This window comes from Burkholderia sp. COPS, from assembly GCF_019425585.1.
Taxonomy (GTDB): Bacteria; Pseudomonadota; Gammaproteobacteria; order Burkholderiales; family Burkholderiaceae; genus Burkholderia; species Burkholderia cepacia.
Genome location: NZ_WIXR01000013.1, coordinates 252,395 through 266,485 on the forward strand (window position 1 = coordinate 252,395; position 14,091 = coordinate 266,485).

At 56.7% G+C, this 14,091-nt stretch carries 17 protein-coding genes; 1 reads left to right on the forward strand and 16 read right to left on the reverse strand.

Annotated features, from left to right (window positions below; all coding sequences use genetic code 11):
* Positions 1-86 precede the first annotated feature (86 nt).
* The 5 genes from FOZ70_RS11835 to FOZ70_RS11855 form a co-directional block, all read right to left on the reverse strand.
* A complete protein-coding gene (locus FOZ70_RS11835; RefSeq protein ID WP_011694813.1) occupies positions 87-788 on the reverse strand; it encodes an ABC transporter ATP-binding protein in 702 nt (233 codons plus the stop codon).
* Positions 788-1,561: a high-affinity branched-chain amino acid ABC transporter ATP-binding protein LivG gene (gene livG, locus FOZ70_RS11840; protein ID WP_027789672.1), complete on the reverse strand. Its 774-nt coding sequence runs from the start codon at positions 1,559-1,561 to the stop codon at positions 788-790. The genes FOZ70_RS11835 and livG overlap by 1 nt, the downstream gene beginning before the upstream one ends.
* Positions 1,558-2,829, reverse strand: coding sequence for a high-affinity branched-chain amino acid ABC transporter permease LivM (locus FOZ70_RS11845; RefSeq protein WP_124817866.1), 1,272 nt, complete (start codon positions 2,827-2,829; stop codon positions 1,558-1,560). The genes livG and FOZ70_RS11845 overlap by 4 nt, the downstream gene beginning before the upstream one ends.
* Before the next feature lie 11 nt (positions 2,830-2,840).
* Positions 2,841-3,767 (reverse strand): high-affinity branched-chain amino acid ABC transporter permease LivH, encoded by a 927-nt coding sequence (gene livH / locus FOZ70_RS11850; RefSeq protein WP_027789674.1) that lies wholly within the window; start codon positions 3,765-3,767, stop codon positions 2,841-2,843.
* A gap of 184 nt (positions 3,768-3,951) precedes the next feature.
* Positions 3,952-5,070 carry a branched-chain amino acid ABC transporter substrate-binding protein gene (locus tag FOZ70_RS11855; RefSeq protein ID WP_027789675.1) on the reverse strand — a complete coding sequence of 373 codons (1,119 nt, stop codon included), beginning with the start codon at positions 5,068-5,070 and terminating at the stop codon, positions 3,952-3,954.
* Positions 5,071-5,882: 812 nt separating this feature from the next.
* Here FOZ70_RS11855 and FOZ70_RS11860 point away from each other — a divergent pair.
* Entirely contained in the window at positions 5,883-6,506 is a 624-nt protein-coding gene (locus FOZ70_RS11860; RefSeq protein WP_219705934.1) for a hypothetical protein, read from the forward strand.
* An 86-nt stretch (positions 6,507-6,592) separates the two neighbouring features.
* Here the strand turns inward: FOZ70_RS11860 and FOZ70_RS11865 are convergent, their stop codons facing one another.
* The 11 genes from FOZ70_RS11865 to FOZ70_RS11925 all read right to left on the reverse strand — a co-directional run bounded on the left by FOZ70_RS11865 (position 6,593) and on the right by FOZ70_RS11925 (position 14,091).
* On the reverse strand, positions 6,593-6,811 hold the full coding sequence (locus FOZ70_RS11865) for a hypothetical protein (protein ID WP_060056944.1): 219 nt from the start codon (positions 6,809-6,811) through the stop codon (positions 6,593-6,595).
* Positions 6,812-7,475: 664 nt separating this feature from the next.
* On the reverse strand, positions 7,476-7,889 hold the full coding sequence (locus FOZ70_RS11870; RefSeq protein ID WP_060056946.1) for a hypothetical protein: 414 nt from the start codon (positions 7,887-7,889) through the stop codon (positions 7,476-7,478).
* Between the two features lie 449 nt (positions 7,890-8,338).
* Positions 8,339-8,788 carry an SMI1/KNR4 family protein gene (locus tag FOZ70_RS11875; protein ID WP_155753888.1) on the reverse strand — a complete coding sequence of 150 codons (450 nt, stop codon included), beginning with the start codon at positions 8,786-8,788 and terminating at the stop codon, positions 8,339-8,341.
* A gap of 149 nt (positions 8,789-8,937) precedes the next feature.
* On the reverse strand, positions 8,938-9,360 hold the full coding sequence (locus FOZ70_RS11880; protein WP_219705935.1) for a hypothetical protein: 423 nt from the start codon (positions 9,358-9,360) through the stop codon (positions 8,938-8,940).
* A 240-nt stretch (positions 9,361-9,600) separates the two neighbouring features.
* Entirely contained in the window at positions 9,601-10,002 is a 402-nt protein-coding gene (locus FOZ70_RS11885) for a barstar family protein (protein WP_219705936.1), read from the reverse strand.
* Positions 10,003-10,218: 216 nt separating this feature from the next.
* Positions 10,219-10,548, reverse strand: a complete 330-nt coding sequence (locus FOZ70_RS11890; RefSeq protein ID WP_219705937.1) for a hypothetical protein — start codon at positions 10,546-10,548, stop codon at positions 10,219-10,221.
* A 384-nt stretch (positions 10,549-10,932) separates the two neighbouring features.
* A complete protein-coding gene (locus FOZ70_RS11895; protein WP_219705938.1) occupies positions 10,933-11,541 on the reverse strand; it encodes a pentapeptide repeat-containing protein in 609 nt (202 codons plus the stop codon).
* Positions 11,528-11,797, reverse strand: a complete 270-nt coding sequence (locus FOZ70_RS11900; protein ID WP_219705939.1) for a hypothetical protein — start codon at positions 11,795-11,797, stop codon at positions 11,528-11,530. The genes FOZ70_RS11895 and FOZ70_RS11900 overlap by 14 nt, the downstream gene beginning before the upstream one ends.
* A 307-nt stretch (positions 11,798-12,104) precedes the next feature.
* Entirely contained in the window at positions 12,105-12,668 is a 564-nt protein-coding gene (locus FOZ70_RS11910) for a hypothetical protein (RefSeq protein ID WP_219705941.1), read from the reverse strand.
* Positions 12,669-12,717: 49 nt separating this feature from the next.
* On the reverse strand, positions 12,718-13,362 hold the full coding sequence (locus FOZ70_RS38045; protein ID WP_226816824.1) for a hypothetical protein: 645 nt from the start codon (positions 13,360-13,362) through the stop codon (positions 12,718-12,720).
* 228 nt (positions 13,363-13,590) lie between these two features.
* On the reverse strand, positions 13,591-14,091 hold the full coding sequence (locus tag FOZ70_RS11925) for a hypothetical protein (RefSeq protein ID WP_155631100.1): 501 nt from the start codon (positions 14,089-14,091) through the stop codon (positions 13,591-13,593).

Here is a 14,091-nt window from a genome sequence, read left to right on the forward strand (position 1 = left end):
GTAGCCGGATCAACTACGATCGAAGCCGAATCGGCTACACCATTCGCGGTGACCGCCGGCCCATTGCAGGCCGGCGGCTTCCTTCATCAACCGCCGAGGTACGCCTGCTTGATCCGGTCGTTCGCGAGCAGGTTCGCGCCCGTATCGGCAAGCACCACGCGCCCCGTTTCGAGCACGTAGCCGCGATCGGCCACACCGAGCGCCTTGTTCGCGTTCTGCTCGACGAGGAACACCGTGACGCCCTCGTCGCGGATCGTCCTGATGATGTCGAAGATCTGCGCGATCACGAGCGGCGCGAGGCCGAGCGTCGGTTCGTCGAGCAGCAGCAGGCGCGGCTTGCTCATCAGCGCACGTCCGATCGCCAGCATCTGCTGCTCGCCGCCCGACATCGTGCCGGCCCGCTGCGTCGCGCGCTCCTTCAGGCGCGGAAACAGCTTGAACACGTGCTCGATGCCGTCGTCGATCTCGTGACGGCTCGCGAAGAAGCCGCCCATCTTCAGGTTCTCGAGCACCGTCAGGCTCGGGAATACGCGCCGCCCTTCCGGCGAGATCGCCATCCCCTGCCGCATGATCTGGTGCGTCGACATCGCGGTGATGTCGTTGCCCTCGAACAGCACGCGGCCCGACGATGCGCGCGGCGTGCCGCACACGGTCATCATCAGCGTCGTCTTGCCGGCGCCGTTGCTGCCGATCAGCGTGACGATCTCGCCCTTGTTCACCTCGATCGACACGCCCGCGAGCGCCTCGACCGCGCCGTAGTGCGTATGGACCTGTTCCAGCTTCAGCATCACTCTTCCCCCAGATACGCCTTGATCACGCGCGGGTCGTTGCGGACCGCTTCCGGCGTGCCGATCACGATCGGCCGGCCGTGCTCCATCACGAGGATGCGGTCGGACACGCCCATCACGAGGCTCATGTCGTGTTCGATCAGCAGCACCGACACGCCGAACTCGCGGCGCAGCTTGTCGATCAGGTGCTGCAGTTCGACCTTCTCCTGCGGGTTGAGGCCAGCCGCCGGCTCGTCGAGCATCAGCAGGCGCGGCTCGGTGATCATGCAGCGCGCAATCTCCAGACGCCGCTGATGCCCGTACGACAGCGTGCCGGCCGGCCGGTTGGCGACCGACGTCAGCCCCATCCGGTCGAGCCACACCGCCGCGCGCTCGAGCGCTTCCTTCTCGGCACGGCGATACGCGGGCGTCGAGAAGAGGCCCGGCAGCAACCCCGCCTTCACCTTGCGGTGCTGCGCGACGAGCAGGTTCTCGACGACGGTCAGCGACTTGAACAGGCGAATGTTCTGGAACGTCCGCACGAGGCCCTTCAACGCGATCTTGTGGCTCGGCAGCCCCGCGATCGCGTGGCCGTCGAGCACGACGTCGCCGCCGGTCGGCTTGTAGAAGCCGCCGACGCAGTTGAACACCGTGGTCTTGCCCGCGCCGTTCGGCCCGATGATCGCGAATACTTCATCGCGGCGCACGTCGAAATCGATCCCGTCCACCGCGAGCAACCCGCCGAAGCGCATCTGCAGCCCGGCGACCTTCAACAGTTCTGCATGTGCGCTCATCGCGGCAGCTCCACGTGGGGACGGCTCGCGGGCAGCAGGCCCTGCGGACGCCACATCATCATCAACACCATCACCAGACCGAAGATCAGCATCCGGTACTCGGCAAAGCCGCGCGCGACTTCCGGCAGCACGGTCAGCAGGATCGCCGCGAGAATCACGCCGAGCTGCGAGCCCATCCCGCCGAGCACGACGATCGCGAGGATCAGCGCCGATTCGATGAAGGTGAACGATTCAGGATTCACGAGGCCCTGGCGTGCCGCGAAGAACGCGCCGCCGATGCCCGCGAACGCCGCGCCGAGCGTGAACGCCGACAGCTTGATGCGTGTCGGGTTCAGGCCCAGCGAACGGCACGCGATCTCGTCGTCGCGCAGCGCTTCCCACGCACGGCCCATCGGCATGCGGATCAGGCGGCTCGTGACGAACAGCGTGAAGCCGACCAGCACGAGCGCGAGCAGGTACAGGAAGATCACCACGTGGTCGCCGCTGTATTCCAGCCCGATCAGTTCGTGGAACGTCTTCGCGCCTTCGACGCTCGCGCTGCGCGCCATCTCGTAACCGAACACGGTCGGCTTCGGGATGCCCGAGATGCCGTCCGGGCCGCCCGTGAGGCTCGTCAGGTTGTTCGCGAGCAGGCGGATGATTTCGCCGAAGCCGAGCGTGACGATCGCGAGATAGTCGCCGCGCAGCCGCAGCACCGGGAAGCCGAGCAGGAAGCCGAACGTCGCGGCCGCGATCGCGGCGAGCGGCAGGCACTCCCAGAACGACAGCCCGAAGTACTGGTTCAGCATCGCGTACGTATAGCCGCCGACCGCGTAGAACCCGACATAACCGAGATCCAGCAGCCCCGCGAAACCGACCACGATGTTCAGCCCGAGGCCGAGGATCACGTAGATCAGCGCGAGCGTCGCGACGTCCACCGCGCCGCGCGAGCCGAAGAACGGCCACACGAGCCCGACCGCGAGCAGCACCCATACGACCGCGCGCTGCTGCCGTGCGCCCATCGCGGGCATCGCCGGCAGCTTCACCGCCGATTTCGCGCGCACGAGCCACGGCTTGAAGAGCTGGAACAGGAACACGGCCGCGACCGCGATCCACACCGGCCGCCAGTGCGGCGTGAGCACCACCTGATAGCCTTCGAGCTTCAGTTGCAGCCCGAGCACCGGAATCGTGAGGATCGCCGTCAGGAACGCGGCGGCCACGGCATTTTTCAGCGCCTGGCCGAACGAAGCGTCGGCGGCCGGGCGGCGAACGGAAATGACTGTACTCATCTGCGTCTCCGTCAAACCTTTTCGATGTCCGACTTGCCGAGCAGGCCGGTCGGGCGGAAGAGCAGGATCAGCACGAGCAGGCCGAACGCAACGACGTCCTTGTACTCGGCCGGCATGTAGCCTGCGGCGAAGGTTTCAGCGAGGCCCAGCAGCACGCCGCCGAGCATCGCGCCCGGGATGCTGCCGATCCCGCCGAGCACCGCGGCCGTGAACGCCTTGATGCCCGCGACGAAGCCGATATACGGATTCAGCTTGCCGATCGTCAGCCCGATCAGCACGCCGCCGACGGCCGCCAGCATCGCGCCGAGCACGAACGTGAACGAGATCACGCGGTTCGTGTCGATGCCGAGCAGGTTCGCCATCTTCATGTCCTCGGCGCATGCGCGGCAGGCACGGCCCATCCGCGAATGCGAGATGAACAGCGTGAGCGCGATCATCAGCACGACCGTCACGCAGACGATCAGCAGGCGCGCATACGGGATCGTCACGTCGAAGTCGCCGCCGAGATGGATGTCGAACGCGCCGGAGATCAGCACCGGCACGGACACGTCGCGCGCGCCCTGGCCGATCTGCACGTAGTTCTGCAGGAAGATCGACATGCCGATCGCGGAGATCAGCGGCACGAGGCGCGGGCCGCCGCGCAGCGGCCGATACGCGACACGCTCGACCGCGAAACCGTACAACCCGGTGACGATCACCGACACGATCAGTGCGGCGCCGAGCACGAGCGGCAGCGGATAACCAGCGGAGATGCCGATGGCCGTCAGGGTGACGAGGCCCACGTATGCGCCGATCATGTAGATCTCGCCGTGGGCGAAGTTGATCATGCCGATGATGCCGTAGACCATCGAATAGCCGATGGCGATCAGCGCATAGATCGCACCCAGCGTCAGGCCGTTGACCAGCTGCTGGGCGAATTGCGGAAAGAAGTCAGTCATGTGCGGGAAGCTCCCGTTGGCGCTGTGTCGCGTACCGCGCCGGATCACGGCATTCGGCCGCGCGCAACGCACGGTGTCGTCTCGGGCCGCCTGCCGGCCGCGCACTGGGGACATGCGCGGCGCGAATGCACACCCGCCCCGTCCGGGTTTCGGACAGGGCGGATGCGTGGGCGGGTACTCCGTATTACTTGGCGGCGGTCTTCGTCGCGTCCTTGTGCCACGTGTACACGACGAACTTGAACGCCTTCAGGTCGCCCTGCGCGTCATACGCGACCTTGCCGATCGGCGTGTCGAACGTCGTCTTGTGCATGTACGCGGCGACCTTGGTCGGGTCGGTCGTCTTCGCGCCGGCGATCGCGTCGGCGATGATCTTCACCGCGGCGTACGACGGCATCTGGAACGGGCCGTTCGGATCGCGCTTCTTGTCCGCGAACGCCTTCACGAGCGCCGCGTTGGCCGGATCGGCCGAGAAATCGGCCGGCAGCGTGACGAGCATGCCTTCCGAGGCCGGGCCGGCGATTGCCGTCACGTCCTTGTTGCCCACGCCTTCAGGCCCCATGAACGTGGCCTTCACGCCCTGCTCGCGCGCCTGGCGCAGCAGCAGGCCCATTTCCGGGTGGTAGCCGCCGAAGTAGACGAAATCGACGCCTTGCGACTTCAGCTTCGTGATGATCGCCGAGTAGTCCGAATCGCCGGCGTTGATGCCTTCGAACAGCACGACCGGGATCTTCGCGGCTTCGAGGTCCTTCTTCACCGACGATGCGATGCCCTGGCCGTACGACTGCTTGTCGTGCAGCACCGCGACCTTCTTCGGCTTCACGTTGTTGATGATGAAGTGCGCGGCGGCCGGGCCTTGCTGGTCGTCACGGCCGATCGTGCGGAAGATGAAGTGACGCTTCTTGCCTTCCGTCAACTGCGGTGCGGTGGCCGACGGCGTGACCATCACGATGCCTTCGTTCTCGTAGATGTCGGAGGCCGGGATCGTCGACCCCGAGCACACGTGGCCGATCACGTACTTGATCTTCTGGCTGACGATCTTATTGGCGACGGCGACGGCCTGCTTCGGTTCGCATGCGTCGTCCATCATCACCACTTCGAACTTGTTGCCGCCCGCACCGCCTGCTGCGTTGACCTGCTCGATCGCGGTCAGCGCGCCGGCCTTCACCATGTCGCCGTATTGGGCGACCGAGCCGCTCATCGGACCAGCGATGGCGATCTTCACGGTTTCCGCTTGCGCGGTGGCCGCGCCGGCGGCGAACAGCACGGCGGCGACGGAAATGGACGTAAGACGGGACAGCGTCATCTGGGAGCTCCTCGATGTTGTTTAGTCATACGGGCAAAGGCGGCATGACTTGCGCAATCGAACAGCACCCGGGGCGAGGACATGGGACACGCCCGAGACACATAGAAGACGGAACTCCAGCGGAATGTTGCGTAGCGGGGCCCGGCTCTTGCAGTCCCCGAAGGGGACGTCTGGTTCGGAAAGACATCGTGATGCGTCTTGCATTGCGCAAGCGTTTCGCCTGCCCCGCTTGCCAAACCGCTTGATCGGAGGGGTGGTCCGACAGCCGTTGGCAAGGCAGTCGAAATTATATGGGCGTTTTTAAATCGTCTGTCAAAAATGCCGGTCTACCGAGGGAAAACACGTAGAGAGGTTGTGACAGTCGGTAGCAATGACGGCGCAACCTTGGGGGCCCTGGGGTGCTTGGTGGGAGTGCAATCTGGTTGCTATTGGCGGGGGGTTTTTCGGCGCTGTGCCTTGTCGGGATTGGGATTGGGTGATAGGCGATTTTTCGTGGGGTGTGGTGGAGCCATAAAGGGTCGCATCATCGTTCTTCAATCGACTGATGATTGGTTTGGCGGGCACCATTGCAGTGCGTTGGGTGGAGGCGCTCAAGCCTTCTGTTTGCCGACGGTTTTCGTCACTTAGAAAGGTGCTTGTTATTGATGTGAAATAATACGAATTCGCCTCTGCAATCCAGCCAGCCTTCCTGCGAGACGCGTCCACCGCGCCTTGCAGTCGCTTCAGGGCCACTTCAACGCCCGCCCGTCGCCCAGCCGCCAGCCAGTGATCTGCCGTTTTGTTCATTGCACATCACCTGATTGGGATCGCTCATGAATCATCCGTTTCGCCTTTCCTCCGCCGCCGCGATCGCGTGCGCGCTTTCTGTTTCTACCGCCAATGCGTCGGGCCGCGATACGCTGACCGATCGGTCGGCCGGTGCCAATGTCTTTCGTTCCGAACGGCGCGCCGCCATTCGCGATGATGGACATACGGCACGTTTGAACCGCCGCCGCTCGCAGTACGCTGCGCCCGTGGAGCGTAGTCCTTTCGATACGCCGGATACGCGGCCGTTGCGTGTAACGGGCGATGCGCTTGTGGCAGCGCCGACTTCTTTCAAACACGAACCCGATTTTGCATTGCCGCCGAACCGCATCGCGCTCGGTGCGGGTGGGAACGATAGTTTTGGTCGCGCGGTGCCTGGGTATGAGCAGCGCGAGCAGAACTGGAATGAGTACCTGAGGGCTAATGGGTCGCGGCCGGCGGGGAGTGGTGGATCGTATGCGGCGCAGCGGTCGTTCGATCCGCCGCGCGGTCCGCATGGCGCGCCGAATCCGTTCGATCCGTCCGTGCCGCAGCCGGAGACGCGGACGTTCTATGACAACGGCGCAGGCACGCATTGCACGGCTACCGGCGGTGCGGGGACGTCGCGGTCGTCTTGCAATATCGCCTGGTGATGCGCTCGGCGCGGGTGGCTTAGGTTGCCCTACCCGGCGCGCTGCGCGACTTCGCGCAGCGCGGCCGCATCCCGCGGCGTTGCCTTTTACAACTGCGTGATGATCAGCCGGCCAGGCTCAATATCGATTCGCGCCTTTCGGCCCGGGACAAAACACGCATCGCTGATCAGCCACATTCCGCCAATCTTCATGTACGGGAAGATCTTCTCCGGCTTGCGGTCGGTTTTCGGCGTACCCCACATTTCCTGGATCGTTACGAAACGTTCCGTCTTTGGTGGTCGTGCTTTATGATTCGGCTTAGCCATGGACAACTCTCCTGTAGTTGGCTGTGGTTAGCGGGTCGTGAGTGTTGGTAGCACTTGCGGCCCGCGCTCGTTTACAGCGGTGATTTTGATGGTTCGGAGTCCTCCTTTGTTGGTGGTTCGGGGGATACGGGGGGTCGACGTGTGGATCAGGACGTGCGGCGTATCCATCCACGCGCGCGATCATCATTGGCTGGACATTGCCTATTAGACAGTGTTCGTTGCTTGCGCACACGTTAGCCGTTGGTTATAGGCACACCATGAGGTCAATGCTCACGGGCAGTGCGATAGCTGATAGTGAACGTCGATCTGTCACAGTGAGCGGTTGATCAGAACTTGACGATTCGAAACAGTTCGATTGGATTAGACGAACTGTATATGTACGAGTCCCTCTCGATGCGGATACGACTGCTGCTAAATATTTGTTTTCTCACGGAGAGAGGCACCACAGGAAAAATTCCAGTTGACTTGCCGAATCGAGCGCGATGGGTTTTCAGGTCAAGTTTTCTTTATGCTCAGCGACTGAAATTATTTGAAAACCCTTGGCCTCACCGATGCACGATCGGCAATAGATATCGAAAAATTCCACTGGAATTCAATCTGTGAGGCTCACCACCAAGCACCTCACCTGTTCGAAAATTAGAGACAGTAAATTTCCCAGATCGCCTCAAAGGTAATCTCGCCTCCCGATTTGATCCACCTTTTTGGAAGGATCAAAATCATCGCCATACACCACAATACCACCAAGGAACAAATGATTAACAAAAAAATCCACAAGCCTCACATCAACCAACTCATCAAGCAAAATAGATATGAAATAGTATTCACCGAGAAAGCGAGAATTTTCACAAAACACCAACTGAATCTCACTCGGAAAAATAACAACCTTCATCAACCCGCCGCACTGCGAACTTCCCTGATCGTTCAACTCGATCGTCGGCTCATTTAGCCTCTCATCATCCAGGAGGTAAACACAGGTCTGGATCGAAATATACCCATCTTTCAATTTGAAGTTGACGGCATTTGTATTCAATACGTCATAGACAAAATCCACCCCTACAGAATGCATCGTGGCGCTCATCGCAACCCTTCCATCACAATAATTCGCATCTTCTCGACCAAACCGAGTCACCCTTCCGGCCCCTCATCCAACTCCAGATTAGGATCTCCGCTCAACTGGCTTATGAACGACTCAAACGAATTAGCCAGGACGACCTGAACTGCAGCGTGATTCTCATCTTCACTCAAATTTGGATCGAAAGCATCAGAACAGTAGCCCCGTAAACGCGGATCGGGTGTACGCCTCGTCGTCATCGGTTCAGTACGCACGACACGCGCGTCGCGGCAGACACCTACCACGCGTAAACACACTGCAAACCACCGCGCAAGGTGTGCTGTGCCATCAATCCGCGCTCGTACGTGAATCGTCGTGCGACACAGCCACTGCGGTCGGTAACTGCAATCAATTTGCCGTCATCGTTGTACACGCGACTCACCATCTCGAATTCATTACCTCCATCACGCGCCCCACTAACTCGAAAGATACTTGACCAAATAATCTCCCCAACTCTTAGCTGTCACCGCCCCCATTTTCCTTCCATCAACAGGACTAATCAATGCCACGGGCGATTCACCATCACCGTCCTTCTGAGACGTATCGATACACAAAAAGGCGTCACCATCCTGAAAATCCAAAGCCAAATATTGATTAGGCAATCCATAATTGCCACGCGCATACCTTGTAAATGCGACAACATCACCCCTGTCTCCGACGGGATTGGGCGTGAGCCCGGCAAACGAACGCCCATCAATCTCCATGGCGCCATACTCTAACAAATACTCTTTATATGACGATGGAAATTCAACCCCAAGCAGCAACTCTGCCTCTTGAATTTTTTCAATGGAAACAGATCCGGAAATTACAATATCCGATCCAGACCTTTCATTTTCAAAAATCAGACCACCAAGATTCAAATGCATCGCGAACCCCTCGCCGTCTCTTTCCAGCACTACCTTCCATAGTTACCGCACCCAAAATGCTCGCGTGTCGCCTGCTCCACCGTCAACTGCCCTACCATGCCGCGCTAGCAAGAATTCCTCTCAGCTCCATTTTCCATAAAAGTAATTTTTCAAAATCGATACACCCATAGCTCATTAAACACGAATTCTCGACCCAAGAAATCCGTCAACTGTTCAAAATCATCAAATTCTTCCGGCAACGAAAGACCTACTCCACCAATACCATCAACCTGAACAAACCCACACCACGCAAGCTGCGTTTTCGTTCTTTCCAGCACATCGCCAACGGTCATCCCCGGCCACAGCTTTCCAAGGAAGTTCGCACGGAAATTCTTATTACACGCGAGACTTTCAATGCACCCACTTTCCGGATCATAGTAGATCGTAATTGCACCATCATCTATAGCGACGGCACCTCGATCGATTCTCGTAATCACATGGTGCGCACCTAGCCTGTCAACAGCAACCTGAAATTTTTCACCAAGAATAATTCCACCCAAGGATTTTGCGGGAACAATTATTTCGTTCAACACCGTCAACTCCTATGGTTTTGCGAGCATTCCACGTTATCATTAATGATTGCAGTCATTGATCAGAATTTCGTCGACGAATAACTCGTGATTCTTCACATATTAGTGAAATTTTCCGTGATGTAGATCGAGCATGCGGGACGCTAGTCGAAGCGATGAACCTGAATTGCAGACAAACACCGACAACTTACTGACATCACTGGTCGAGACGAAAAGATCCGCACACGCATCTCTTGCGTGTATTCAACCTTGAATTTGGAAAACCAGCAACGACTTCGTTCTGGATACCGTGATTTTCGGGTCTGCCAACGAAATGCACAAGTCTCTGAGTACAGCTGTCGCAACAGCAAAAGTATCCGGATCCACTGCTCTCATACGGTCCGAATTGGGCCAGAAGATCACAATCCTCTCATTCCCTACCTCACCCAGTCCCGACCATAACGAATCAGCCAGCGCGTCCCAGCTTCGATTGCTATGCAACGGCGGATCCAGCGGACAGTTGCTGCGAATCACATCGTAAAACTGATCCTTGGTTGCAATTCCTGCAGGCAAATAAATAACCACCCAACCACTGCGCTCATATTCTTCCGCAATACGCTTCGCCTCGATCGCACCAACAACATATAATCCTGGCTTATCACGCATTCCAAACCACCTCGATCTAAATAAACGATATTCTCATTTAAATTACGAATCCAGCGACCAAATTCATCGAATTAAAAAATATGTTGCCGGTTTGTCAAAGCGGCCCTTCGTCACGACGACCTTCAACCGGCTCCAATCATCGCACTCAAGAGCCAGTTCTTCAGTAGGTCCGCGATCACTCAAACGGTCTCCGCATCGCGTTGAAACGGCGGTCCATCACTGATCCTTCGATTTCAGACGAATCAAATATTCCTTCCACTCCTCCAGATAAGCTCTGAAATCACTGATGTTGATTATCCGCACAAACTCCTCCGTGTACTCGTTGAATATTTCCACGCCACCGCCCTCAATTCTTACTGTGAAAGCGTTACCAGTGCCCTCCCACCTGCTAGCCTCTCCACTTTCGACGGACAGACAGGCGTTTATGTATTCAATGGCAGCAAAGACACTTCCCTGAACATCTCCCGATAAGAAATCACCAGGCACCTCGCTGCCTTTCGCCATCTTCACTTTGACAAAACCGTCTTCATCGACATATATTTTCATTCGCACCCTAGATACGCAGTTTCCCTTGCATCGTTATTGGTAATGCCGATAGCGCTTCTGGACGCTGCTGCCCGCTGCATCTAGTTGCTACTACTTCGCAAGCAGATCATCAGCGGTCCTGCCGCACAGAGGACCATGCAACCTCTGACATTCGGATAAGTGCTTTGGCGAGGGCCTAAGCCAGCGATAACGATGGCAAAGGAACCGAGAAAATGACAAAGAGAATCCGACCAGCGCACTCAGCGTCGTTCAAAGCGAAGTCAGGCTCCTTCTCCTTTAGGAAGTACTTGGCGAAATTTTCACCAACTCCCTTGATACGTCCGAGCTCCGCGTAGGCAACGGAGAAATCCACACGCGCCCCGTTCAGAATCGGCGATTGTCGCGCTAAATCATCGTGTTACCCAATTGAGCATCGCTCGGGCGATTACCTATGAATTTGCAGCCCACCAAAGACCCATTGTGAAACTCAGCACCATCGAAGGTACATTCATTGAACGTACAACCAAGGAGGACTGCCTTCTTCATATTTGCCCGATCAAATGAACACTTTTCAAAAATAGCCGCCCGAGCCATCGCACCATTCATTTTTGCGCCCGAAAAATTGCAATTTAAAAAATATGTCGATCCAAGCGCGGTGCTTTTCAGTGATGATTTTTCAAAATCACAATCCTCAAACCGAACCCCCAAAAATCTCCCATCGAAGTTGGCACCTGCGAACTTGCTCCGCCGAACATTGCAATGATTTAACGAACCCGCCAGAAGACAGATAGAATGAGAAAAATCGACATCATTCATCTCCACCCTCGAAATCTGGACTTTTAGGGGAAAACCACGAAAATCCTTAAGTCCGCCCTCCGTTCTTTGAAACGGAGAATCCGAAATAATGCCGCTCCTTTTTGTCGCGAGACTCATCTCTTGATTTGCCGACCGAGATAAATTTTCGCCCCATCTGAGTTGAATCTTTTTTTCATCACCCATATCAGTAAAATACATTTATCCAGATATCGGCAGCATACTTATCGACGTTCGCCCCTTGCTCAGGAGCTGTTATATCGAATACAGCGAACTTCCCGCCAGACAAGTAAATTTGGCAGTCAGGTCTGAGTAAATTACCAGCAAAGTTCCTGACACCCATCAAATGCCTCTGGTTGGATACGACGCCGGCATCATGCAGGTCGCGATTGTTCCTGAGCGTTGTATCGGCAATCTGCTGAACAGCATTCCCCTTGGCTTCGCGGTCTTGATACATGGACAGATGTCGGCATCACCTCCTGCACCGCACCCAAAGCCGGTTCAGATTGGCGCGGAGCCCGTGCAACCTACTCCTCCTGCACCGCGTTGCCCCTTACCTTGTAGCACGCTTGCCAGACCAGTTCACCGTCGGCGTCGTTCAGTTCTTCCGGCAATCCCAAGGATCAACCACCTAAGCATTTTTTTAATAGACAGAGCCGAACTCCGATGAAAACTTCCTGGCTCCCCAAGCAAATCCAGGGTTGAACGATAGTTTTTCACGAACACCTCTCAAATTATCAGCGATCCGCCCTACTGCCGATACATTATGGATTACCAATAGCCATCAACAATTCGTGATATTTAAATACCTCATCATCGCCGACCAACCCACCTCTGAGATCCTCAATGAATTTCGTTTGCACATGAATTTCCATTTCCACTGGGCTCTTGACATTCCCTGGAAGCAACTCAAACCCCTCAAGGTAGTCAATTCTATTTATGACCTGCTCCGCGCAGCTTACTAGGTCAATCACGGAATGAGCACGTATCCACTTGTGAAGAAAGGATAGCGCCCCCAATAGATCAGACGCACCTTGAGCATTTGCATCGTCACCCATACTGATATCGTCTATATCCCATTCTCGAAGCCTTAAATCCGAGAAATCTGATCCCGACTTGTCTCCGCCCCAAACACGATCAAGCCCTTTGACGATGCGTGCATGGATGTCATCTGCCGATAGGACCGAGTAACGAGACAAAAAGTCAAATACCGATTTTGTTCCGGTGAGTGCAAAACAACACCACGAGGCAAACTTCAATTGACTCACTGAGTCGAGCGTGGTCAGTTCTCTGGTCAGGTTTTCTTTATGTTCAGTGACTGTAGCCATTCGATACTCCTAGTCAAAAATGCCATCAGTCTTGTCGACATGCAGCTGACTATGGATGCAGGAGGCGTTCCGTTGTAGTCCGCCCCACGGAATTCCCCACCGAGTAACTACCATTGAGCTTCCGAATCCGCCGACCAAACGCGTCGTATTCGAAATGCATCGTCGCGATCCCCAGCCGGTCCTTCGTCACGACGGTCTTGAGCTGGTTCCAATCGTCGTATTCAAGCGTGAGCTCTTTAGCAGGCCCATGCCCACTGAGCTTGCGAACCAGCCGACCATAAACGCCATACTCGAAGCGCTTGTCCTCGAACATCTTGAGCCGGTTGTGCTCGACGTAGCCACCCGGGTGATCGCTCGACACCAGGTTGGCCGCCGCATCCCAGCGAAACACTTCCGACGGCAATCCCGGCCCTCCCGCCTGTTCGATACGCCCTGTCGGGTCATACCGATAGCTCGTCGTGCCATAACGCTGATCGCGCTTCTGGATCACATCGCCCGCTGCATCGTATTGCCACTGCTTCGAAAGCAACTCGCCGCCCGCCGTACCACGCTGCGCAGTTTGCCGCGCACGGCGCCCGACCGCGTCGTATCCGAAGTGACTCGTCAGCTTGCCCTGCGTCCGTAGCACCTCGCGATGCAGATCATCCCGTTCGATGTCCGCAACCGCGGCACCATCGAAACGGATCTGATGCACATGCCCTGAACAGTAATGCAGCCAATCGATCGTACGCTCACCGGAGATCGTGGTGCTGACGCGATTACCAAGCTCGTCGTAGGTGTGTGCAAGCCGGCCGGTCGGCGTGTACTCCTCGACGACTTCTCCACGAACGGCAAGCGCGTATAACTCGGCCGATGTGATTTGGCCTGCCTTGTTATAGAGGCATACAACGCTGATGCATTACTACGATATCGCCTCGCCAAATTATCGACTTCCCTTTGGTAGTTCCCAATATTTGGCCCCCTGCGAATTCGCCAACTTCTCCAAAAAATCCCCCAAAGAATCTGCCACTTTCGGCCAGTCGCGTCTATGGTCCAAAGGCAAAGCGACATAAACAGCACCAACGGAATCCATCAGAAGCAAGTCAGAATCCCCATAAAAACGGGCGAACACAATATCACTACCCAGAAACTCCCGCCCCCTTATCTGCTTTTGCTTCGCCGTTTCTTCAATTGCTTCTTGAGGTGGCAATATCTCAACCCCCCATTGCCCATACTCATCATCCTTGAATAAATCTGCTCGCCCGGATATTTTCCAAAACTGCGTGAGCTCACATGCAGAATCCGGAATACCATCGCTCGCCACATCACCAGCGATGCCATCAGAAAAATCGGATCTCAATAAAAATGGACATTCCTGACCAAAATGAACAGCCCTTCTCGAAACGGACCAATCCGATTTTATTTTCTCAACAAGAATACTCAA

Excerpts from the sequence above, each read along its gene's own strand:
- FOZ70_RS11835 (WP_011694813.1), bottom strand. The coding sequence starts at position 788 with ATGCTGAAGCTGGAACAGGTCCATACGCACTACGGCGCGGTCGAGGCG.
- FOZ70_RS11885 (WP_219705936.1), bottom strand. The coding sequence starts at position 10,002 with ATGCGTGATAAGCCAGGATTATATGTTGTTGGTGCGATCGAGGCGAAG.
- livG (WP_027789672.1), bottom strand. The coding sequence starts at position 1,561 with ATGAGCGCACATGCAGAACTGTTGAAGGTCGCCGGGCTGCAGATGCGC.
- livH (WP_027789674.1), bottom strand. The coding sequence starts at position 3,767 with ATGACTGACTTCTTTCCGCAATTCGCCCAGCAGCTGGTCAACGGCCTG.
- FOZ70_RS11890 (WP_219705937.1), bottom strand. The coding sequence starts at position 10,548 with ATGAAAATATATGTCGATGAAGACGGTTTTGTCAAAGTGAAGATGGCG.
- FOZ70_RS11870 (WP_060056946.1), bottom strand. The coding sequence starts at position 7,889 with ATGAGCGCCACGATGCATTCTGTAGGGGTGGATTTTGTCTATGACGTA.
- FOZ70_RS11845 (WP_124817866.1), bottom strand. The coding sequence starts at position 2,829 with ATGAGTACAGTCATTTCCGTTCGCCGCCCGGCCGCCGACGCTTCGTTC.
- FOZ70_RS11860 (WP_219705934.1), top strand. The coding sequence starts at position 5,883 with ATGAATCATCCGTTTCGCCTTTCCTCCGCCGCCGCGATCGCGTGCGCG.
- FOZ70_RS11900 (WP_219705939.1), bottom strand. The coding sequence starts at position 11,797 with ATGTATCAAGACCGCGAAGCCAAGGGGAATGCTGTTCAGCAGATTGCC.
- FOZ70_RS11865 (WP_060056944.1), bottom strand. The coding sequence starts at position 6,811 with ATGGCTAAGCCGAATCATAAAGCACGACCACCAAAGACGGAACGTTTC.
- FOZ70_RS11875 (WP_155753888.1), bottom strand. The coding sequence starts at position 8,788 with ATGCATTTGAATCTTGGTGGTCTGATTTTTGAAAATGAAAGGTCTGGA.
- FOZ70_RS11910 (WP_219705941.1), bottom strand. The coding sequence starts at position 12,668 with ATGGCTACAGTCACTGAACATAAAGAAAACCTGACCAGAGAACTGACC.
- FOZ70_RS11855 (WP_027789675.1), bottom strand. The coding sequence starts at position 5,070 with ATGACGCTGTCCCGTCTTACGTCCATTTCCGTCGCCGCCGTGCTGTTC.
- FOZ70_RS11895 (WP_219705938.1), bottom strand. The coding sequence starts at position 11,541 with ATGTATTTTACTGATATGGGTGATGAAAAAAAGATTCAACTCAGATGG.